Source organism: Daejeonella sp. AP26 (assembly GCF_056680515.1).
In genome coordinates, this window is record NZ_CM155286.1 from 3,957,369 (window position 1) to 3,978,676 (window position 21,308).

Consider the following 21,308-nt stretch of genomic DNA (forward strand, 5'->3'; position numbering starts at 1 on the left):
CACCGCTTATAAGGCGGTGCTTTATAAATTACCTTGGTCGCATTGCGGCCGGGTCGCCAGTTTCCGAAGTAGGTACACCATTTACGATGTTATACTTCTTGGCACAGAAATCCAAACCGTTTGTACAAAGATCACCGGGATCTACAGACTGATACGGTTGGATTAGATTTCCTGACCGGTCTGTAGCATACCATCCGGTTGCTGTAACAGAACTGGTTTCTGCTTTAAAGGCGCTTGCGCCAAATGTGAGTGCCACGCCCAATGCAAGGGCAGCAACTCCGGTATATAACTTTTTCATATTAATGAGATTCATTTTTTTGCCTACTCTTTTGAAGGTTTTCGGCATCCCCTGATATATAAATCCGGTGAAGGGTAAAATTCAATCCACCGACCGGCAGGTCTTTGATCAGACTGACCGTTTTTATATATTTACATTCTGTGTTGAAGGTTTGCTGTTAAGGTGAGCCTCCCGAAAAAGTCATCCTGCTACAGGGTGGCTTTTTCCATTATACAGGTGCACGAACCCCGCGCCGGAATACCGCAAGTTTTTTGCGGTCGATAATTTGTGGATTGGCCCTGGTGCGGGTACTGGAACAGCGGTGAAAATTAGGCATCAGAATGAAAAGAACAAGTAGAGCACAGTCCCGGATAGACCGGAGCGTAAGAAGCACGAACAGCCAGATGCAGATGATCTGCAATGCTGAGAGTAGTTCAATATAAGTGCTCGTTGTCTTCATAACCTTAACTGCTTTGTTTTTACTGCTTTTGGTTCCCGGCGGGCCCCTGGGGCTTTGCCGCCTGTTCTGTAAGGATATTTTTGCTCTATCGCTGAGCGCCTGCGTTCCTTGCTTAAGATCCGGTTTAAATGTTACCATACCGGCCGGATATTATGAGGATGTCCGCTATATCTTAGGGGACGGGCATCCCTTTACTTCAAGCTTAACCGCCCGGAAAGGGCGTTATGAACTTCCGGTATTCCCCGGGCAAATTCGGATGAGGGAAGCTGGTTCTGATTGGGGAACGGCTGATCTGTTTGTTTTCAGTTCCTGACTTCAGGCTGGCTGAAATTTATTAGGGTTTGTCTTCAGTTAAAGATAAGGCGGCTTTGTAGATCGGCAGGCATCAGTACACTACCTTCGGTGGGAATAATACTACCTTCAACAGGCATAATTCCCTTTTTTGTGAAAGAAACTTTGGAATAGTAATTTGCCAGAAGGCATCCAGGTGAACAACAGACGATTTGTCGCTGGTTAGCCTATTTAGTGTGAAGGCGATGATAGCTCAGGGATTTTGGATGCATTTTTAGAAACGATGCGATATCCTTTTGATTGGCCAGGTTGAAAAGTTCCTTATGAGCCATGTTGATGCTCCGGTACTTGTCTTCATTTCGCTGGGCCAACATATTGCGGTGATGCTTATTAAACCTGCTATAATAATCTTCGATGAGTGTCCTTTCCAGAAGCAGGCATTCTCTGTATTGTACCCGCAAAGCGCTAATATCGGCAAATGACAATAGCAGCAAAGTACTGTCTTCGAGCAGTTCAATACTTTCCCCTGCTTCCAGTTGCCTGAAAAAGCTGTTCATGGAAAACATCATATCCCCTTTGAACCAAAACCAGCTGGTTACCTCGCGCTGCAGGTACTGGTCAAAGTAATACACCCGTGCTGTCCCCTTGATAATAAACCAGGCATAGGTAGGTACCTGCTGCTCATACAATAGAATATGGTTTCTGGGATATGACCGTTCTTTCAACACGGAGTTAAGCAAGTTTTTTTGATCGCCTGTAAAGGCAATTTTTTCAGGGTGATAAGATTCCAGTAGCCGGATAAAGTTATCAGAGTTCATATCTTCTCGATTAGTGGGCCGGATTCAGCACATTCACCGGTGATCACACGGCGAATAGCCCTTAAAACCCTGTCGCGGTCACCCTGGCTTTTGAGATCTATTCCGCAGAAAGTACTGCTATTCGATCTTGAGTGGAGTATAGTATAGTAGATACCTCCTACCAGCAGTGCGCTAACGGTACGGATGTCTGACATGGTATCGTCGAGATACATGTCTGATTTCTTAAAAAAAGTGCTGCCTATATGCTCCCTGACTCTTGAAATACTATTCATAATAGAAGTATGTTCATTAACTTCCTTTAAAATGAGCTGCTGCATTTCGTAACTCTCATAAAAGAAAGTGAACTGATCTTGTAAGAGCTTGATCGCTGTTTCCTGGATATCCTTTTTCGATGTGATCTTTTTTTCCTGGATCTCTGTTTTTTGGGATATCCAGTAATCTTTTTCAATTACATATTGTTCGATAAGGTTGCTGATATTTCCAAAGTACCGGTATACAAGTGATGGATCAACATCGGCCTGTTTTGCAACCTTGGTAATAAGCAAGCTTTCAAACCCCTTTGTTCGCAGTAACACACCTACGGCATTGATAAGGCCACGTTTAGTCAGTTCTTTATTTTTGATCTTACCGGATGTTCCTTTAGTGAGTTTTGTTTCCATAAGCTGTAATTTTAAATGACCATTAAATTTAGTGTCTTATTTTTTGCAAATCGTTGACATGCAGCTTTTTCCAGGATAGAAGGGTTATAACCCCCTGTTACTTTATGCCATTGTCCAGTGGATGTCTGCATCTCATAAAACTGATGACTTTGCTCAGAGCTTCCAACAACTTGTAGTTGTAACTTACAACCTGTAGTTGTAGGAAATCCGGCGCCAAATATTTATAGCCGGTCCGAATCTAATTTGGTTATTCTAAATGTCTAAGCCTATTCCGCATAGCTCTAACTTAGAGCCTGGCAGGTTAGAGAATCTTAAATAATTTGTTTATGGTATTTTCGATCTGGTCAGTACTTGTATTTCTTTTGCCTCATAATACTTCCAATTTAGCTGGTTATTTCTACTAAATATCGCTGTTTGCAGCCTCCTTTTAGCATTTGTGCCTGAACGACAGTATTCGGTACCTGAACCGTAGCTTTCACTTCCTAACTGGTATAATTTAAATGAGATAAAGTTCTTTCGAATGCGGAGGTTCCTGGTGTTTTATGTCCGTATTGTCTTTAAATATGGAAGAAAAGAACATTGGAAAGTAATTTATTTGATAGGTGTGGGTTTTTCCGTGATATCATTGACCTTTCGCGTGATAGGTGTTTTTTACTATCCCAATTATTTACAATTCTTGGTTATATGGCTTGACATAACCCAATTATCCTCGATGTTGGGTTGTGTTTGGATCGGTTGCTCCAAATGTGCTTTATTTTGGGTGACATCTACAGCCTTCTTATTACCCTAATTGATCCTTTAGTTTGAGCAGGCTTACAAGATCCGACTCATGGCTGAAATGCCATAACGGAAAGCGAAAAAACATTAAATTCATCCACAGATAAATGATTCCTCGGAATGAAATTAATATACCCGCTCCTTTCAATGTACCTGTTATCGCTTTCGCTTTCCTGCAAAGATTCTTCCTCCCGTTCCCATCGAAGCGGCTGGATGAATTATGCAGGTCATAAGGACGGCAACCGGTATTCTTCGAATGAAGAGATCAATCTTCAAAATGTCGGGGATCTGCAGGTTGCCTGGACGTACAGCAATCTGGATAAGGATACCGCTCTATTTATTTAGGGTTGATTAAAATGTTGATCAGGGATTTGTTTAAATAAAAGTTGTCACGGCCTACTTTTTTCTTAACTACCAGATTTAAGGCTTCTAATTGCTCCAAATAGCGGATAGCAGTGTTACGACTTATTTGCAAATCTTTTATTAGGTACTCAATTTTGGTGTAGGGATAACGAAAGAGATTATTCAGTAAATCCTGAGAATACATTTTTGGGGTTTTTTCGCGGAGAGTCGTTTTGTACTGTTGCATGGCTGCAGAAATCCCATTAATTACCCCAATGGTATTTTTTGAAGTAACGGCAACAGCATTCAGCATAAATAAAATCCATGATTCCCAGTCGTTGGTATTTCGCACAGCCTGTAACAGGTTGTAATATTCATTTTTGTGGTTTATGATATACCGACTCAGATAAAGGACCGGCAGGGAGAGTAGGTCGTTTTTGATGAGGTAAAGTATATTAATGATCCTTCCTGTCCGGCCGTTGCCATCATAAAATGGGTGAATGCTTTCAAACTGGTGGTGGATGATTGCCATTTTTATCAGAGGGTCAATATCAGATAGTTCCTCATTATTCATGTACTCCTCTAAATTATTCATTAGTCCAGCAATGGAATCATAATCCTGCGGGGGCGTATATGCCGTTTCGCCTGTGGCTTCATTTAATAATTTAGTGCCTGGCAATTTTCTGAAACCGGCCTGATTGCTTTCAATGATACTGTGAATCTCCAGCACATGATTGGACGTTAGAATGCCATTAGTTTTAACCAGGTCGAAGCCAACCTTCAAAGCTTGTGAATAAGCATGCACTTCCTTTGCCGCCGATGAAAGAAAAATAGCGCTGCCGGCGTTTGACTGGTATATATCATCAAAAGTCGAGATGATATTTTCTATAGCAGAGCTTTCCCGGGCTTCCTGCAAAGAGAGTGTATCAATAAGAATGTTTTGGTTTGGAATGGATTGGGCAACCCCTTTTAGCTCAGCAAGGTATCGATGGGCTTCAGCAGCTTTTTTTAAAACAGCTTTTGTTTCTACATTCTTTTTGAGGGGCAATAATTCTATAGAACCCATATAATCAATTCCCATTTATTCTGTAAATATAACCCAATTGTTTACAATTTTGGGTTATATAGGTTTAACATAACCCATTTATCTCTAATGTTGGGTTGTGTTCAGACCGGTTGCTCTAAATATGCTCGATTTTGGGTTACGTTTACCGCTTTGCTTATCACCTGATTGCTTCTTTTATTTTGCGCAGGCCCACAGACCATGACTCATGGCTGAATTACGCATAATGAGAAAGCGAAAAATGTTAGATTCATCAATATATCCATAGATCCAGCTTCGGAATGAAACTAACATCGCGGCTCCTTTTATCCTGTCTGCTATCGCTTTCGCTTTCCTGCAAAGATTCTTCCTCCCGTTCCGATCGAAGCGGCTGGACGAATTATGCGCGTCATAAGGATGGCAACCGGTATTCTTCGAATGAAGAGATTAATCTTCAAAATGTCGGGGATCTGCAGGTTGCCTGGACCTACAGCAATCTGGATAAGGATACCGCTAACTAGAGTCACGCAATGGAATGTGCCGTAGGTACATCTGGTCGGTAGAGAATCATCCTATCGAACATGTGCAGCGTGCCGTAGGTAACGGTAAAGCCGGTGGTGGGTTTCACAAAGCGTTCCGATGGAGCGCATATTTGTTCGCTACGCGATTTCTACCGACAAGACGTTCCTATGGAACGAAAAGTAGAATACTGTTGAAGCCAGGGACTTAATCATGAAATAAATTTGTTAGATGGAATTCACAGATTGGATTTGTGTGGCATCTAATCTGTGAATCTGTGGTCAACGTAACGAATAGGTTTTTTTTAACCACAGATACACAGATTGGATTGGGAGATAATCTGTGATGAACTTAGCGAATAGTTTTTTTTCACCACTGATAGCCACAGATTGGCTTTGTGTAGAGGTTTAACCTGTGGTCAACTTATCGAAGAGTTTTTTTCACCACAGATCGGCACAGCGTAACACAGATTTTAATTTGTATGGAAGCTAATCTGTGAGAATCTGTTAAATCTGTGGTCAACTTATCGAAGAGGTTTTTATTACCACCTGAATTTCAACATCAGCGCATGAATACGACCAAAGCTGATTACTGACGACTGATTGCTGACAGCCGACAGCTTATAAAAAAACGACCCCGACAAATCGCCAGGGCCGTTTAACCAAACTAAACCAATATTTAACAGCTATCAGCCCTCAGCTAAGCGCCGGCCGTTCAACTTTGAGAAATTATTGTTTATCCCACCAGATCCGGCCTTTGGTATCCAGTTCGTTAGTGCCATAAGCAGGGTCTTTAGCTTTCATCGCGTTTACTGCTTCATTGAAGTTGGAAGCATTCGGGTTTGAACCGGTGCTTAAAGAGAGTGCACTGCGACGGGGAATGACCAGGTTTTTATTTCCATCCCACAGATTTTCGAGGTAAGCAATACCTGATCCGTTGCCTATGCGATTAGGTTGCCCTGCTCTTACATCTTCAAACTGCGGATAACCGGTACGTTTCCACATAGCCCATGCTTCATCAGGATTAACCAGGAAGTTAACCCATGCCTGCGCATAGATACCCGGTAAGCCTTGATAGGCCGGAGCGAAAGCACCCATCGTTACAGATGCAGCGTTAGGCACATTGGTAGCAACGGCAAGGGCTTTATACTGGTCGAATGAAGCTTTAACACCTTCGGTAAACCACTGCGCTGCGCCTTTTCCTAAGCTGTTTCCGCCTTTTTCGGCAATCTCGGCCATCATCAGACAAGTTTCGGCATACGTGAGGTAGAATGTTCGCATTTTGATGGTATTGCCATCTACATACGACTCGTCAGAATGCATCAGGTTACGGCTTGAACGGGCATCAAATCCTCCGAAACCACCGTTTTTAATAAACAGGCGGGTTTGGATATTAGAAAGGATCCCGAGGTTCTGTGTGCCTGTTGCTCCGATGGTGAATGTTCTGTCGCGCACACCGCCGGTAATTCCGAAGCCGCCATCAGCCGATGCGGGAAATGCGTGCTTGCCCCAATAGCGCACCATGTTTTCAGGCTCCAGCAAGGCCGCTTTTGAAGTCGCATTGCCATTTTGCTGTACGTTGGTATAGCCGCTGTAGTTGGCCCCCAGATCGTTTTCGCGAACCATGAATTGAATACGTGGGTCGTTTGTTGATTTAAGGAACTCGACAAAGGCGAAACCGGCGTTATAATCTAATAGCAAACTGTTTATATCGTCGATGTTATTATTCCACCCCTGGGTTTGGTTGTAGCCAAATGACCCGTCAATGGTCGAGATAACGTTGCCTGCAAAGTTGGTAGAGACGTCTGTGAGCACACTGGCTAAATGTGCGGCATCCCGCTCTTCGTAACGCTGTGCAATTTTGATCCGTAAGGTATTTGCAAAGGCAAGCCATTTATTATAATCGCCACCGTAGAAAAGATCCTGTGTTGACATGTTAAACTGACCGGTCGGGTTGTCTTTTAACAGCGTAGCGGCATCTTTTAATTGCTGATCGAAAACTTTGTACAGATTATAGTCGTAATCGTAGGCCGGAAGAGGATATTTAGCCCCGTCAAATGCCTGCACATACGGCAGCGTTCCGAAGATATCGGAAACACGCCATGCATGATAGGTGTCAACAATATTGGCCATTGCTTTCAGACCCTTGTATTGTGCCTGCTGGGCCTCCGGAAGCGCATTAATGCGGTCTACCAGGCGATGCATATCCCTCCCGACACGGGTGAAATAATCAGAATAGTACGGAAAGCCGGGGTTGGGTCCGGTTGGCTTGGTAGGATCCCAATAGCGGCCAGTAAGTCCCTCGGGAGTTGCCGAATTTGGAACGACATACTGCATGTAGGTCATCACCGTGCCGTACTTGTGCATGGTTCTGTCGCGGCTGCCCAGGTTTATATCTGTGGTAGCCCCTGCGAACAGGAATTCAGGGCTTACTTCGCTTAACCGGTTCGGGTTGGTATTAATGTCAACGAGCTCTTTTTTGCATGATTGACCCAGTGTCGCGACTGCGAGAACCCCAAGAATATATTTATGTATCTTTTTCATTTTTGACGGTTTAATGGTTAGAACCTTACATTTAGTGAGACGGAGAAGTTGCGGTAATAAGGCACCCCGCCAGTGATATACGGGCGGAAAGGATCATTACTTTGTAACGACTCGGGGTTCTGATCGGCATTTAAAGTTTTGTACAGGTAGCCAATGTTACGTGCCGAGAAGCTCAGGCGTGCGTTTTGCACATGTGCTTTGGCAATCAGGCTGGTGGGCAGGTTGTAGCCTAAGGTTATTTCCCTTAGCATCACCCATGAGTTTTCAGAAACTGCTCCACCGGTGTTGAAGTTGGTTCCCCAGTTGTTGGTGTCAACATGATACCATGATGCTTTCCAGGGTTCTACCAGCCCCTGATCATAGGCTTGTCTGAAGGTCAGACCGGCAATGCTGGTACCGTTTTTCAGAGGGCTCATTTCGCCTTCGGCGAACACTACATTGGGAATAACACCATCATACCTTGTCTGCCCGTTATATGAGTCGGTACGCTGAACGCCACCGTACTCCTGATCGCGGCCATAAAGTGATCCTTCCAGGGTTCCCTGGCTCATACCATAACTGTAAGCCTGTGAGTAAACTGAGCCGCCAAAGCGTCCGTCAACCTGGGTAAACAGGTTAAAGTTTTTCCAGCGAAGGGAAGCGTTAATACCGCCCACCAAATTTGGTTCTACCTTGCCGAGAGGAATTCTTGGCTGTGCGTCTGTACGCTCGTTAACGACGTATGCGTAACGCTGCACATCGTATTTAGTGAGCGGGTTGGTGCTTGCCGCTCTGCTGCCTACAGATATCAGAGGGAAACCGGTTTTGGGATCCGTTTTAACCGTTGCCCAAGGTTCGGCAGTTAACACACCAAAGTCGCCGCCTTCATAAGCATACACATTCGCGCCATCGTAGCCACCGCTTAGTTCCCATTCTTTAATGCCCTGACCAAATTCTACAATCTTGCTTTTGTTATGGGCCAGATTAACCGAGAAGTCTAAACCCCAGTCTTTCTTCCGCAGAGGCGCAACGTTAACCAGGAGTTCATAGCCCTGATTCTGGATATTGCCCGCATTGATAAATAATTTATCAAAGCCTGTTTCCATCACACCAGGAAGGTGAAGAAGCTGGTTGAAGGTATTGGTTTTATACCAGGCAACGTCAACGTCCACCAGGTCTTTAAAGAGGCCGAACTGCGTTCCGAATTCAAGAGAACGTTGTCTTTGAGGCTTCAGATTCAGGTTGGGTTTAACGTTCGCGTTAAACTGGTTGGCAACACCAACCGATTGACCGTTCTGGTTGATAATGGTACCAGGTATGTAACCGGAACCGGTAGAGTATGGTCCGGCAACGCCTGCATTTCCTACAAAAGCTAACGACGCCCTTAAGCGACCTGACGACAGCCACGCTGGCATTTTATCAGACATCTGGTCGTAGAAAGAGTACGAAAGATTTGCGGCAGGATAGAATACGGAGTAGTTGTTTGCGCCGGGCACATCTGCCGGATAGGTTAACGTAGATAACCAATCGTTACGGCCTGACAACTCCAGGTTCAGGAAGTCTTTGTAATTTAAGTTCACCACGCCGCCTAAACCGATAGTAAGCGAAGACGGATATGCCGGGCCCGCATAGCCATTGCTGTTATAGTAAATATTTGTCTGGATATCCTGCACCGAGTTTGCCAAAAAGAATTGGTTGGGTACTGACAACCCGCCGCGGGTACTGGCACCATAGTTTTCGCCCAGCTTGTTTCCGTAAATCTCGTTTATTAAGCGGAAGTCAAGGTTCAAATCGTTGTTCAGCACTTTTGTTGCGGCATGAGCCATAAACAACATCGTGTAGTCGGTAGAATAACTGCCGCCTACAGAGTAATACCCACCCTGGTTGTTTAAGCCATTCCCCATTTCTTTAGTTTCGGAATTGATTTTATAGAAGTTTATATTTCCTCTTCCCGAAAGATCTAACCATGGAGCTACCTGCGCTTTAAGTTGTCCGTAGGCTAGTACCGAATTTTCTCTTTTTTCAAAGTCACGTTTGTCAAAACGGCTGAACGTACCGATCATCCGGTCTAGATTTCCATTACCAGGGTTTTTGGTTGTATTATCCGCATTGCGGTAATTTGCATACCAATCTCCATAGTCAATACTTCTGGGTAAGTAGAACGCGTTAAAGCCAAGGTTCTCACCTCCGGGATGGTAATATCTTCCCTGGGAGTAGAAGTTCTCTGCTATGGTGTGAGCATAAGAAGCACCGATCTCTGAAGAAAAGACTTTGTTGATGTCAGCTCCGATTTTTATATCAAAAGCATTTCTGTTCATTTGATTATTCGGCAGCATTCCTTCTGTGGAGCTGTTTGAATAGGAGAAACGGTAGTTGAAACGATCACCCGCACCACTTAAGGCAAGGTTATTATTCACATACGAGCCGTCCTGGTAGAAGGTCTTCCAGTTGTCGGGCTGAGCTGTATAGGGTACCATTTTACTGGCGTCATAAGGGGCCGGATGCATGCTTCCGTCCAATCTGGGTCCCCAGCTTCCGGCGGTTGCCACCTGGGCGCCATCAGGTCCCCAATTGCCTTCCCTGGAACTAACGCTTCCATGACCGAAGACATTCTGCAATGCAAAAGGTGCTTTGTAAATATTTTGAGTCTGATAGGTTGAGTTAAACTCCACACCTAAACCCTGACCCTGCTTCCCTTTCTTTGTGGTAATAACGATAGCGCCATTCAAGCCACGTGATCCATAAATAGAGGTTGCCGCAGCTCCTTTTAATACCGTAATTGATTCGTAGTCATCCGGATTCAGGTTTTTTAACTGCGATCCACCATCAGCGTTATCAGCATCCTGCAGGTTGTTTTGCAGAACATTGCCGTCAATAACGAAAATAGGCTGATTGTTAGCCTGGCCCGGCGAATTACCTAAAACTTTAGCACCCCTGATTTGGATGCTGGGAGAAGTTTGTACACCAGATGCGGTCATTACGTTAATATTTACCCCTGCCACTTTGCCCTGCAAGGCTGCAATTGGATTGACGGTGTTTGTCCGGGCTAAATCGTCACCGGCTACCTTGGTGAGCGCGTAACCCAGGGTCTTGTCGGCTTTCACAATACCAAGTCCGGTGATGGATACTTCGGCGAGTTGCTGGGCAGATTCATCGAGCGTAACGTTAATTACATTAGAAGTACCTACAGTTATTTCTTTTGGGGTGTAGCCGATAAATTTGAATACCAGTATGCTACCAGCTGGCACCGAAATGGAATATTTCCCGTCCGCATCGGCACTGGTTCCATTGGAGGTTCCCTTTTCAGATACGGTGACGGCTGGCAAGGGCCCCTGGGCATCCCGGATAGTGCCCGTAACGGTTTTCTTTACCTTTACCTGGGCAAATCCCAGAGAGCTGCCCAGCAACACCAGGAAAATGAAGAGTAATTGCTTTTTCATGATTTTAATTTAAGTGGTTTAGGGTTGAGTAAGAGGTTAGTAGTTGTTTGTTTCATTATTCATTGTGGTTAATGGTTAGTGATATTTATGATATTTATGGGAGTTTATTAAATCATTGCTTCTGCGGCTACTTCGATCTTTTCTGAGTGCCAGAAATCTACTTTATGCACACCTTTGCCTACATACTCCATAACCAACGCCGCTGCTCCGACCAGTTCGGCATTAAACCCTAATTCTGAAACCTGGAGTTCGGTGCTCCCGGCCAGGCGTGGGATGGCGTATTTATGGATGGCCTGTTGTATGGTTGCAGATAAAATTTTACCCACTACTGCACCGCGGCCGCTTAATACGATAATCTCCGGATTGATAATGTGAATCAAAACGGCCAGGCCTTTCCCAATAGCGTAACCTGCATCAGAGAGGAGCTCAATGGCATATTGGTCGCCCTTGTTGGCGGCTTCAATAATGGCATCGCCAGCTAATTTGGAGGTGTCTTTAAGGCTGTGCTGTAAACTGGAAACACGGCCATTCTCAATACCGGTCATAGCCTTTTTGGCCAGTACCAAAAGGGATGCATCGGTCTCCAGGCAACCGCGTTTGCCGCAACTGCATAATATGCCGCTTTCTGAAGTTGGTATATGACTGAATTCGCCGGCAAAGCCGCTATGGCCCCTGAAAAGTTCGCCATTTAGGATCATGCCCAGACCGATTCCCCAGGCAACATTCACAACCATTACATTGTGTCTATGCTTCGCCTTGCCAAACTTCAATTCGGCCAAGGCTATTAAACATGAATCGTTATCGATGTAAACGGGTAAGCCTGTTTCTGCTGCTAAGTGCTTTTGGAGACTTTCTCCCCCGGCATCTAAAAAAGAGTAGTTAATTCCCTTTTTGACATCTATAAAGCCAGGCATCCCAATGCCAATACCGATTATATTATTTTTATCAAAACCGGAATCTATAATATAGGAGTTAATGAGATGGATGAGTTTAGGCAATGCTGTCGGGTTATTGTACAGCTCCAGGTCGACGGTTTTGATTTCGGCCAGCAGGTTGTGTTTAAGATCGTAAATAGCAATCCGGACGGAAAGCTGATCCATCGACACGGCTACGATCAATTTGGTGCGGGGCTTCAAAGAATACATTAACGGACGGCGACCACCGCTGGAAGGAGCGTAGCCCTCCTCGATAATAAAATTATCGTTAATTAATTCATTTACCGACTTGGCAATAACAGGCAGACTCTTTTTGATTCGTATACTTAGATCTAAGCAGGAAAGGATTTTTTCAAAGTACAATTCATATAGTATTCTTTGCTTTAGTCTCTCAGAAACTGACTTGCTCGAGGTTGTTTGCATTCGACTGGCTATTACTTCATTAGATTATTATGTCAAACATAATATATCTTTTGGATGATTTAACTACTTCTTAAATATTTTTAGAAACTATTATCAATATTTAAGATGTATGCATTCATTATTACCATTTAATTGATATAAAGGGGGATAATGTTTAAATCTGTGTACAGACTGCTGAATATTTTGCCAATAAGAAAGAATTTTTAACTTTTACACTTTAAGCGATTTTCATCAGGATCGCACGATTAACGGAGATTAGAATCTGAGGTATGCGCAGGGTAATCGGGGAGTTTTTCTTTTCACTACAGATAGCAATCATGAGGAAATGATAAAACAGTGGCGCTAATTTGGAGGCCATTTATTTCACGCAAAGGGCGCAAAGAATAAGACGCAAAGATCGCAAAGTTTAATATTGATCTTCCATTTCAGACCTATTGTAAAGGCTTGGCTTTGCGTGTTTTCCTTATTTGCTTCGCGTGCAACCTGGTTAAATGCTAATGATAATTTGTTCGATGGCCCAGCCACAGACTGGATTAGTGTGGACTCTGTGAGAATTTGTGAAATCTGTGGTCAACTTATCGACGGGGCTTTTTTTTTCACCACAGATGGACACAGATTGTGTACCCGTGCTACACATGTTTTTTGATAGCTTTATATACGTACTTTATTCATAAGTGTCTTAACACCAATAAGATCATGAAGAAAATTGTATTGATGTTGTTCTCGCTGACGCCTTTGTGGTGCACCGCTCAGCGGTTTGAATCCGGGGATAAAATTATTATCAGCAAACCGGTTTATGAAGACGTTTACCTTGCGGGGGGGAACATTACCATCAATGCACCCATATATGGCGACCTGGTGATCGCTGGCGGCCAGATAAACATCAATGATTCGGTAAGCAATGATATTATCATTGCTGGTGGTGAGATCACGCTTGCCGGGCATGCTGGTGATGATATTCGTTTGGCAGGCGGCAGGTTGAATATCAACCAGAATGTGACCGGTGATGTGGTGGTAACTGGTGGGACAGTGATTCTGGCCAGAAATTCTACGGTAGGTGGCAGTTTGATTGCCGGTGGCGGTGAAGTGACTGTTGACGGAACGATCACTGGTTATGTGAGGTCGATGGCGGGCTCGTTCGTATTAAATGGCCGTGTTGGCAAATATCTCGACGCTCGCGGAAAGAATATCGTGGTGAACGGGACCGTAGCCGGTGACGCTGTTTTATCTGCCGATGAGATTGGCGTTGGGCAGGATGCAGTTTTTGGTAACAAGGTGCGGTACTGGAGTGCCGAGCCGGTAAATTTTGGACAATCTGTGAAAAGCGATAACGCGGTGGTTGATGAAAGTCTGAGGATAGATAGGGGGGCAGGAAGATACCTCGGCTTTGCAACGATACTGGGTCTGTTATGGTACCTTGGAGCGGCTTTGGTTTTCATTGTGCTGATCCAGTTCCTGTTCGGAAGATATATTCAGAATGCGTCTGAGAATTTGCGGGAAGGTGGCGCTGGCCGTCCTGTTCTTTACGGCTTTCTTTTTTTCGTACTGCTTCCAGTAGCCATATTAGTGGCCATGCTGACCTTGATCGGCATTCCGCTAGCCCTGCTGGTGATGGTTTTATTTATTATCCTGATCCTGCTGGCTTCCGTTATTACCAGTTTGGTACTGGCTAATTATATAAACATTCGCTATTACGATGATCGCAGAATGTGGCGGCAGGTGTGGACTGCGTTCGGCATCTTCATTATCTTGAAGCTGATTACGTTGATCCCGGTATTGGGATGGCTTCTGATACTCATTGCTGTCTGCCTGGCATTCGGCTTGCTGATCGCGGAGTTTCTGCGGGTAAGAAGGGAAAGGGTGGTTTTGTAGGGAGGGTGCAGCACGTGGATTTTCAAGATAAAACAGGATGCAAACTTTTAGGGTTGAGTCCACCACAGATTGCCCGGATTACACAGATGCAAAGAAGGTATGTCTCTTCGATCGTGCTTTTTTTGAAAAAGGATTAAACCTGTGAAAATCGTGTAATTCCATCTAGCAAATTAATTTTATCACTAAGTTGCCGACTTCAATAGTATCCTACTTTTCGTTCCGCTAGGAACGTTTTGCTGGTAGAAATTAATCAGCGAATATGCGTTCCATCGGAACGCTTTGTGAAATCCATTTCAGGCATCAATGCTAATCACAAAGCGTACCTCACGGCACGCTGAACATCTTCAATCTGTGATTCTCTACCAACCAGATGTACCTACGGCACATTCCATGGCGTGAGATATAAATAGCCTCTTAAAGTAAGCGATCCTTGTTTTACCATTTTTACAAATGAAATTCAAATCTGTGGTGCTCCTCTTCAGATTTGTTAGATGGAATTGCACGGACAGTGACTTAAAATTTAAAGGAAACCTGGTGTCCTCCTGAGCGGTCGAAAGACGGCACTTCATTAGATTTCTACCGTTCCCCTCACCCAATCCTGCCTAAAGAACTGGGTTAGCATTTGATAGATCTCCGGATGATTGGTCGCCATTAGGTGGGGCTGCTGAAAGAAGTATTCGGATACGACGGCGAAGAACTCCGCATCACCGGTTAGCGCATAGGGGTTAATGTCGGATTGGCGGTTATTAATCCGTTCGACCTCCCGATGCATCAGGTTTAACCAGGGTTCCAGGGAGCGTTGTTCCATCAGTTGTTCGGGGATCCCGTCGGTTGCACCGTCGGTTTTATCGAGCAGGTGGACGAACTCATGGATGGGGGTATTTGATTTTGACTCGTCGTGGGAGAAGCCTGCCCGTAATGCTGATTTGCTGAGGATCATTTGTCCGTTCATATAGCCTGTGCCCACCATACCTGTCATGTTGCGTCCGCTGCCCTCAAACTGGAAATCTTCATTGAAAGTGCCGGGGTATAAGATGACGTTCGTGATATTCGGATATCGCCAGTCGCCGAAACCAAAGATAGGGATGATGGCGCTTGCCGCGACGAGGATCTTGTCTATCAGGGTAACCTCTGTGCCCACACCTTCAATGTGCACTTGTTTCAGGAATGCCTGGACTCGTTTGCTGAAGTTTTCTTTTTGTTCGTAGTTGAGATTGCGGTAATATCTAATGTGGGTTTGAAGAAGCGTCGTGTAATCCGCCGGAACAGTCTGCTGGGATGTCTTCGACTTTTTAAGCCAGAGGTAAATGACAATAGTGATCAGGATGATTAGTAAGACAATTTCTAAGAGATTCATGGTGCTGATACTTAAAGGTATTGAAAAATGGATTAGGATTTGAAATATGCAATTGTCGCAATCAGGATTTTCAGGATTTCAGGATAATCAGGATTATGGCGGTAGTTTTACGATGCAATTGTCTGAATCAAAATTTTCGGCATTTCAGGATGGATTGGTTAATGGCGGATAAAACATCGTCTAATTACTATTTTTAATATCTGGCCTTCATCTTTTTCGGGTTAATGTTAGTTGGGTCGTTTCTTTAGTAATACGATGATCAACTTATTATCCCGAAGGGATAACCCGTTTATAGAAGAAATAGGTAGGTAAATCATACGACCCTGAATGGGTCGCAGAAAGGCAGTCATGGTAATTGTTCGTAGGTTAGTGAGCATTGTTCATTGTATTTTACTGATATATTTGATTCTGATTATTGCGGCAATGGCTTTAGGGGGCACCTATAACGTTCTAAACCCTCTAACCCCATAACCTTTCTTCTGATGTTTCTATTCAACACCCGATATTTCGTTCTCAGCCTGATCCTTTTCATTACTGAGGTGCTTATCGCGTTGTTTGTTAAAGACAGTTTTATCCGCCCGTACTTTGGAGATTTCCTGGTGATGATGCTGCTGTATTGTATGATCAGGAGTTTTTTGAATATTTCAGCTCCGTTGGTTGTGATGGTAGTGCTTTTGTTTTGCTACCTGATTGAAACCCTGCAATATTTCCAGATCGTGGAGCGGCTGGGTTTGTCAGGCTTTTCACTGGCCAGGACGCTAATCGGTACGGATTTCGCCTGGATGGATATGCTTGCTTATACGCTGGGCGCGCTTGCGATTATGTGGGCCGAAAAAAGGAAGGTTTGGAATTACACATCTGAAATCGCAACCGGTGATTAATTAATAGTAATTTTTAAGGGGCCGGTTCTGCTATCAATGCCACTGTTTTTCTTTTCCCAATCTTATACATAATAAGCATGATCAGGCCGGACAACAGGATTAATATCAGGTAACTGTAACCCAGGTTTTGTTCGTCTTTGGCAGGAATTATAGTGACGATGCCGTAGCTTAAGAGAGAAACGATCACATAGGAAACTCCGCCCGTTAATCCGCCAGCGATGCCTGCATTTTTGGGGAATTTACTCAGGCAATCCGTAAAATAGTTGCTGAAGGTGTAACCTGCTCCGACATGGATGATGAAGGCAAAAAATACCAGGGAATATAAATTAGTGATCCATTGAAGACTAAGCAGCATAGCAAGGGCCAGAAGGGTCTGGAGCAGAATATTGGCAGTCAATTTTTTAAAGAAAGGCCGGCTGAGGGTCGCCTTGCTCATAAATCCGCCAGTCATCCAGGCGAAACCCAGTATCAAAGAGCTGTATCCGGAAACAACCGGTGATAAGTGAAGATGGTTTTCGATAATAAACGGCCCGGTCATGTTATAGATCATTACCATGCAGTAAGCCAGGCCCAGCATTACTAAGCCTAAAGTAAAACTGGCGGTGGTCAGCATCTCTTTGTAAACTTTCACGATCTTCTCTAAATGAAATTCAGCAGCGTGAACCAGCGTTTCGCCACTGTAAATCAGTTCAAGTACGAATAGCACCATAGCCATCCCGGCAAGGAGATAAAAGTTGGATTGCCATCCGAAGGCGTTTTGGAGGTAACCGCCGATAAAGGGCGCTACAATTGGTCCGGTTGACCATATTATGGAAAACAGGCTGAGATAATGCTTCAACTTTTGGCCGGAAAACTGATCGACGAAGTAAGCTCGCTTTGACACGACAATAATTCCCGCAGTGATTCCGTGTATAATGCGCATGAGGTAGATCAGATAGATGTTTTCAGTGGTTGCGACAATGATACAAGCAATCGCGAAAACCACCAGGGAATATAAGCAAGCTTTATATCTGCCGAAGCTATCCAGAAAGCTGCCTACGAATAGCTGTGAACCACCATAGCTGATCAAAAATAAGGTAAGTGTTAGTTGTACTTCAATGCTGCCTACCTGCAGGTCGCGCGCCATGGTAGGTAATGAGGGCAGATAGATATCAGTTGCAAAACCGGATAAAGGCAGTAAAGCGAAAGCGAGGATGGTGGAGATGCCCTGGTTCTTTGTTTTCATTTTGAAGCTGCAAAGCTATCAAAGGAGAGAATAGGGAAAGACATTTAGGGGTAAAATGGGCAAATTAGCAAATTAGCGAATTAGAAAATTAGCACATGGGGTATTTCGGCCTTTTGGGTTTGGCGCTTTATAAAGGCTTTTGTACCTTCAATTATCCCTTATTACTCATTTGCTCATTTACACATTCGCTCATTTGCTAATTATTTAAACGCCTGCCTTGCCAGCAGTTTCCAGTCGCCATGATCTTTTATAAAAGTTAGCATAACGCCGAGTTTAACGGTACCTGGTTTTCCGCCGTCAACGGTATCGGCACTGAGTTTATGGGTCACCACGGCTGTTTTCCCTGAGAGGGTTATCGTTTGATCTGTTAAAGTAATGCTGACAAAATCTGAGATGCCGCTGGTGAAAGACTCGATGAATTCAGTTTTGTTCTGAATCTTCCCACCCGAATGCACATACACTAGTTTCTCTGAGGCGATAGCATTCAGCGCTTGCTGTTGACCGGAGATCATGGCGTTTTTAAGCTGCTCGACTGCAAGGGCCACTTTTCGCTCTTCTTTAGTCTGGCCCGAAACAGTGATCAGAGGTATCATGAGCAATATGGTTAGTTGAATAATTCTTCGCATGATTCGGTTTTCATAAATTTCAAAAGCAAGTAAATCATTTATTATGTGAATCTGAAGAAGTGTTTCCGCTAACGTTTGCGTGAAAAATTCCCGCTAAAGGCTCTTCATGAGGTGAAATTCTCGCTAAACTTGTTGATTACGACGAACAAGAAGTTGGGACATCTAACTCCGGCTTGATCTCTCAAATATTAACCTGATATTTAATAGCCCCACGGACTTGAAGGGATAACCGGGTTCGCGCTCCGGCAGGTAAAAAATTTTCACATGGAACAACGATATCACAATAGCAGTAAGGAAGTACGGTCAATGTCTACTGATGAATTACGAGCTAACTTTCTGATAGAAGAATTGATGCAGGAAGGAAAGATTAATCTGGTTTACAGTCATTACGACCGAATGATAGTGGGCGGCGCGGTGCCGGGAGCATCGGCACTAACTCTCGAAAATCATCCGGAGCTTCGGGCGGATTATTTTCTGGAAAGACGGGAATTAGGAGCCATCAATGTGGGCGGCCCGGGTAGGATCGTTGTGGACGGTGCTGAATTCGAGCTTGATAAGCAAGATTGCCTGTATATTGGCCGCGGAAGCGAATCAGTGAGTTTTTCTTCGACGAACTTGTCAGAGCCCGCGGTGTTCTATTTACTTTCTTGTCCGGCGCATGCTGAATATCCAGTAGCGCTGATGAAGAAGGAGGAGGCTATGCCTGCACTTGTGGGAAGCCTTGAGACTTCAAACGAAAGGACAATCTATAAATACATTCATAAAGACGGCCTTAAAAGCTGTCAGCTTGTGATGGGACTGACCACTCTAAATACCGGCAGTGTTTGGAATACTATGCCTGCACATACACACGACAGGCGAATGGAGGCTTATTTCTATTTTGATGTGATGCCCGGGCAGGCAGTCGTTCATTTTATGGGCGAACCACAGGAAACGCGTCACTTGATGGTTCACAATCACCAGGCAATTATTTCTCCGCCATGGTCGATTCACTCAGGGGCGGGTACGATCAATTACTCTTTCATCTGGGGGATGGCTGGTGAAAACCAGGATTACGCAGATATGGATCCTGTAGGTATTACAGAACTAAGGTAACAGTAAGCATGCAGACAGCTTTAAATTACGGCCTTGCCATCGCTTTTGCCATTACCAGCCTGAAGTACTCTGCCATTGCGAATAGGGTACGCCAGCTAGAAAATTCTGCCACAGAAGAGATTGTCGCCTATGATCATTTGAAAGAAACGCCAACGCATAAGCGTTCAGGTGGCAACATTGCTCATGGAGTTTACCTGCAGGGATTAGCGAACTCCTGGAAGCGTACCGGTAATGGCGAATATTTTAATCAGATCCAGCGGGATGTGGATTCGCTGGTCAGTCCTGTAGGCAAGTTCCTCTTCGATAAAATTGAAGAGGGTAACCATCCTTTAAATTACGGACGGAGTCTGCTGACCCTATATAGAGTCACTGAAAAACATGAGTACTATAAAGCAGCACTCGAATTAAAAGTACACCTGGAAGAGTTGATCAAAGAAAGCGAGCCTGGTACGAAGAATCTCAGTGAGGAAGATCTCTTTATGAGTTTCCCCTTCTACACAGAATTTGCGGTAACCTTCAGTGAGCCGGAGGTCTTCGAAATGCTCGCTAACAGGTTCGCTCTTGCGGACACGAAGCTGAATAAAGCATCTGAAGTAGCAATAGGTTCTATAAGTTGGTTTGGCGCATCGCTGGTCGAGGTGCTTGAAGCATTCCCGGAAGGTCACCCGAGAAAGAATGAACTGCTCGCTTTGTTCCAGCGATTTGCTGATAGAGCTATAAAAGCACAGGATCCGGCTACCGGATTATGGAAGCAGTCGGGCGATATGCCCTCAGAAATTCTTAAGATTAAAAATGCCGAAGCATCTAACCTTGTTATTTATGCTTTAGCGAAGGGATCGCGCCTTGGGTATCTGAGCGATAAGGCGGATGCTGCAGCACTAAAATCTTATCAGACTATACCTGGGAATTCTAAGAAAACAGGCATTGACATTCTCACTGCAGCCAGTAGCGCCTATTTACTAGCCGCCAATGAGATGCTAGTAAAGAAAATTGAACAGGTCGGAAAAAGAAAAACAATACTTCTGGATGGTTATTTCAACAATGAATTCAAAAAGGATGTAACCGGTCGTACGATCAGCTGGCATTACAAGTGGGAGGAGCAAGCCAATGGGGGTTTCTCATTGCTGGGTGAGCATGCGCGTTATATGGGGGCAAAAACCGCGGAGTTGAAGACCGCGCCTGTTACTTCTGCCCTCAAAGGAGCCGATGTTTATATCATTGTTGATCCGGACACAGAAAAAGAAACTGAGCAACCAAATTATGTCCGACCGGAGGACATCAGGAGTATCGCGCAATGGGTGAAAAAAGGCGGGGTGCTTTTGCTAATGTCTAATGATGTTCCCAATGCGGAGTTCGATCATTTCAATCAGCTGGCCGCTAAGTTTGGAATTGTATTTAAAAAGGAAACAAAAATGCCGGTTAAAGGCACGCAATGGGATATGGGGAAGGTAATGGTGCCTGAAGGAAACCGTATATTCTCTGCTGGTTATCCGCTTTACCTTAAGGAAGTCAGCACTCTGAATTTATCTGGTTCTGCAGCGGCTGAGCTGTCGCACGGGGGCGATGTGCTGATGGCGACTTCGAGGTACGGCAAGGGTACCGTCTTCGCAATAGGCGACCCATGGCTGTATAATGAATATATTGATGGCAGAAGATTACCATCAGAGTACAAAAATATGGAAGCAGGTGTGGAGCTGATAAAGTGGCTGCTACAGCAGGCTAAGTAAATATTAAGCGAGCAAGGGCA

At 44.5% G+C, this 21,308-nt stretch carries 17 protein-coding genes; 6 read left to right on the forward strand and 11 right to left on the reverse strand.

Going from position 1 to position 21,308, the window contains the following annotated elements; translation table 11 throughout:
* Positions 1–28: 28 nt before the first annotated feature.
* The 4 genes from AC1MCB_RS16805 to AC1MCB_RS16820 form a co-directional block, all read right to left on the reverse strand.
* Positions 29–298, reverse strand: coding sequence for a hypothetical protein (locus AC1MCB_RS16805; protein WP_479965874.1), 270 nt, complete (start codon positions 296–298; stop codon positions 29–31).
* A 208-nt stretch (positions 299–506) separates the two neighbouring features.
* On the reverse strand, positions 507–875 hold the full coding sequence (locus AC1MCB_RS16810; RefSeq protein WP_479965875.1) for a hypothetical protein: 369 nt from the start codon (positions 873–875) through the stop codon (positions 507–509).
* A 380-nt stretch (positions 876–1,255) separates the two neighbouring features.
* On the reverse strand, positions 1,256–1,846 hold the full coding sequence (locus AC1MCB_RS16815) for a cyclic nucleotide-binding domain-containing protein (RefSeq protein ID WP_479965876.1): 591 nt from the start codon (positions 1,844–1,846) through the stop codon (positions 1,256–1,258).
* Positions 1,843–2,505 carry a TetR/AcrR family transcriptional regulator gene (locus AC1MCB_RS16820; RefSeq protein WP_479965877.1) on the reverse strand — a complete coding sequence of 221 codons (663 nt, stop codon included), beginning with the start codon at positions 2,503–2,505 and terminating at the stop codon, positions 1,843–1,845. The genes AC1MCB_RS16815 and AC1MCB_RS16820 overlap by 4 nt, the downstream gene beginning before the upstream one ends.
* Positions 2,506–3,402: 897 nt before the next feature.
* Here AC1MCB_RS16820 and AC1MCB_RS16825 point away from each other — a divergent pair.
* Complete coding sequence (locus AC1MCB_RS16825) at positions 3,403–3,627, forward strand: hypothetical protein (RefSeq protein WP_479965878.1); 225 nt, start codon at positions 3,403–3,405, stop codon at positions 3,625–3,627.
* On the opposite strand, the gene AC1MCB_RS16830 is transcribed toward AC1MCB_RS16825, so the two are convergent.
* Positions 3,620–4,705, reverse strand: coding sequence for a Fic family protein (locus tag AC1MCB_RS16830; protein WP_479965879.1), 1,086 nt, complete (start codon positions 4,703–4,705; stop codon positions 3,620–3,622). The two genes, AC1MCB_RS16825 and AC1MCB_RS16830, sit on opposite strands and share 8 nt — an antisense overlap.
* A 263-nt stretch (positions 4,706–4,968) precedes the next feature.
* Here AC1MCB_RS16830 and AC1MCB_RS16835 point away from each other — a divergent pair, with 263 nt between their 5' ends.
* Positions 4,969–5,187: a hypothetical protein gene (locus AC1MCB_RS16835; protein ID WP_479965880.1), complete on the forward strand. Its 219-nt coding sequence runs from the start codon at positions 4,969–4,971 to the stop codon at positions 5,185–5,187.
* A 726-nt stretch (positions 5,188–5,913) separates the two neighbouring features.
* On the opposite strand, the gene AC1MCB_RS16840 is transcribed toward AC1MCB_RS16835, so the two are convergent.
* From AC1MCB_RS16840 to AC1MCB_RS16850, 3 genes are all read right to left on the reverse strand, one after another.
* Positions 5,914–7,728, reverse strand: coding sequence for a SusD/RagB family nutrient-binding outer membrane lipoprotein (locus AC1MCB_RS16840; RefSeq protein ID WP_479965881.1), 1,815 nt, complete (start codon positions 7,726–7,728; stop codon positions 5,914–5,916).
* Positions 7,729–7,745: 17 nt separating this feature from the next.
* Positions 7,746–11,147, reverse strand: a complete 3,402-nt coding sequence (locus AC1MCB_RS16845) for a SusC/RagA family TonB-linked outer membrane protein (RefSeq protein WP_479965882.1) — start codon at positions 11,145–11,147, stop codon at positions 7,746–7,748.
* Between the two features lie 107 nt (positions 11,148–11,254).
* The gene (locus tag AC1MCB_RS16850; protein ID WP_479965883.1) at positions 11,255–12,505 is read right to left on the reverse strand and encodes an ROK family protein; all 1,251 of its coding nucleotides are present in this window, start codon (positions 12,503–12,505) and stop codon (positions 11,255–11,257) included.
* 696 nt (positions 12,506–13,201) lie between these two features.
* Here AC1MCB_RS16850 and AC1MCB_RS16855 point away from each other — a divergent pair.
* Positions 13,202–14,377 carry a bactofilin family protein gene (locus tag AC1MCB_RS16855; protein WP_479965884.1) on the forward strand — a complete coding sequence of 392 codons (1,176 nt, stop codon included), beginning with the start codon at positions 13,202–13,204 and terminating at the stop codon, positions 14,375–14,377.
* 568 nt (positions 14,378–14,945) lie between these two features.
* Here the strand turns inward: AC1MCB_RS16855 and AC1MCB_RS16860 are convergent.
* Entirely contained in the window at positions 14,946–15,734 is a 789-nt protein-coding gene (locus tag AC1MCB_RS16860) for a M90 family metallopeptidase (protein WP_479965885.1), read from the reverse strand.
* Between the two features lie 482 nt (positions 15,735–16,216).
* Here AC1MCB_RS16860 and AC1MCB_RS16865 point away from each other — a divergent pair, with 482 nt between their 5' ends.
* The gene (locus tag AC1MCB_RS16865) at positions 16,217–16,615 is read left to right on the forward strand and encodes a ribosomal maturation YjgA family protein (protein ID WP_479965886.1); all 399 of its coding nucleotides are present in this window, start codon (positions 16,217–16,219) and stop codon (positions 16,613–16,615) included.
* A gap of 13 nt (positions 16,616–16,628) precedes the next feature.
* Here the strand turns inward: AC1MCB_RS16865 and AC1MCB_RS16870 are convergent, their stop codons facing one another.
* Both AC1MCB_RS16870 and AC1MCB_RS16875 read right to left on the reverse strand, forming a co-directional pair.
* Positions 16,629–17,840 (reverse strand): MFS transporter, encoded by a 1,212-nt coding sequence (locus AC1MCB_RS16870; RefSeq protein WP_479965887.1) that lies wholly within the window; start codon positions 17,838–17,840, stop codon positions 16,629–16,631.
* A 200-nt stretch (positions 17,841–18,040) separates the two neighbouring features.
* Entirely contained in the window at positions 18,041–18,466 is a 426-nt protein-coding gene (locus AC1MCB_RS16875) for a nuclear transport factor 2 family protein (protein ID WP_479965888.1), read from the reverse strand.
* A gap of 264 nt (positions 18,467–18,730) precedes the next feature.
* On the opposite strand from AC1MCB_RS16875, the gene kduI reads away from it, so the two are divergent.
* Both kduI and AC1MCB_RS16885 read left to right on the forward strand, forming a co-directional pair.
* Positions 18,731–19,561: a 5-dehydro-4-deoxy-D-glucuronate isomerase gene (gene kduI, locus AC1MCB_RS16880; protein WP_479965889.1), complete on the forward strand. Its 831-nt coding sequence runs from the start codon at positions 18,731–18,733 to the stop codon at positions 19,559–19,561.
* Between the two features lie 8 nt (positions 19,562–19,569).
* A complete protein-coding gene (locus AC1MCB_RS16885; RefSeq protein WP_479965890.1) occupies positions 19,570–21,288 on the forward strand; it encodes a glycoside hydrolase family 88 protein in 1,719 nt (572 codons plus the stop codon).
* Positions 21,289–21,308: the final 20 nt, after the last annotated feature.

Bases quoted from the DNA above. Each gene is read 5' to 3' on its own strand.
- AC1MCB_RS16820 (WP_479965877.1), bottom strand. From the start codon at position 2,505: ATGGAAACAAAACTCACTAAAGGAACATCCGGTAAGATCAAAAATAAA.
- AC1MCB_RS16835 (WP_479965880.1), top strand. From the start codon at position 4,969: ATGAAACTAACATCGCGGCTCCTTTTATCCTGTCTGCTATCGCTTTCG.
- kduI (WP_479965889.1), top strand. From the start codon at position 18,731: ATGGAACAACGATATCACAATAGCAGTAAGGAAGTACGGTCAATGTCT.
- AC1MCB_RS16870 (WP_479965887.1), bottom strand. From the start codon at position 17,840: ATGAAAACAAAGAACCAGGGCATCTCCACCATCCTCGCTTTCGCTTTA.
- AC1MCB_RS16805 (WP_479965874.1), bottom strand. From the start codon at position 298: ATGAAAAAGTTATATACCGGAGTTGCTGCCCTTGCATTGGGCGTGGCA.
- AC1MCB_RS16810 (WP_479965875.1), bottom strand. From the start codon at position 875: ATGGTAACATTTAAACCGGATCTTAAGCAAGGAACGCAGGCGCTCAGC.
- AC1MCB_RS16865 (WP_479965886.1), top strand. From the start codon at position 16,217: ATGTTTCTATTCAACACCCGATATTTCGTTCTCAGCCTGATCCTTTTC.
- AC1MCB_RS16855 (WP_479965884.1), top strand. From the start codon at position 13,202: ATGAAGAAAATTGTATTGATGTTGTTCTCGCTGACGCCTTTGTGGTGC.
- AC1MCB_RS16840 (WP_479965881.1), bottom strand. From the start codon at position 7,728: ATGAAAAAGATACATAAATATATTCTTGGGGTTCTCGCAGTCGCGACA.
- AC1MCB_RS16875 (WP_479965888.1), bottom strand. From the start codon at position 18,466: ATGCGAAGAATTATTCAACTAACCATATTGCTCATGATACCTCTGATC.
- AC1MCB_RS16845 (WP_479965882.1), bottom strand. From the start codon at position 11,147: ATGAAAAAGCAATTACTCTTCATTTTCCTGGTGTTGCTGGGCAGCTCT.
- AC1MCB_RS16830 (WP_479965879.1), bottom strand. From the start codon at position 4,705: ATGGGAATTGATTATATGGGTTCTATAGAATTATTGCCCCTCAAAAAG.
- AC1MCB_RS16885 (WP_479965890.1), top strand. From the start codon at position 19,570: ATGCAGACAGCTTTAAATTACGGCCTTGCCATCGCTTTTGCCATTACC.
- AC1MCB_RS16825 (WP_479965878.1), top strand. From the start codon at position 3,403: ATGAAATTAATATACCCGCTCCTTTCAATGTACCTGTTATCGCTTTCG.
- AC1MCB_RS16850 (WP_479965883.1), bottom strand. From the start codon at position 12,505: ATGCAAACAACCTCGAGCAAGTCAGTTTCTGAGAGACTAAAGCAAAGA.
- AC1MCB_RS16860 (WP_479965885.1), bottom strand. From the start codon at position 15,734: ATGAATCTCTTAGAAATTGTCTTACTAATCATCCTGATCACTATTGTC.
- AC1MCB_RS16815 (WP_479965876.1), bottom strand. From the start codon at position 1,846: ATGAACTCTGATAACTTTATCCGGCTACTGGAATCTTATCACCCTGAA.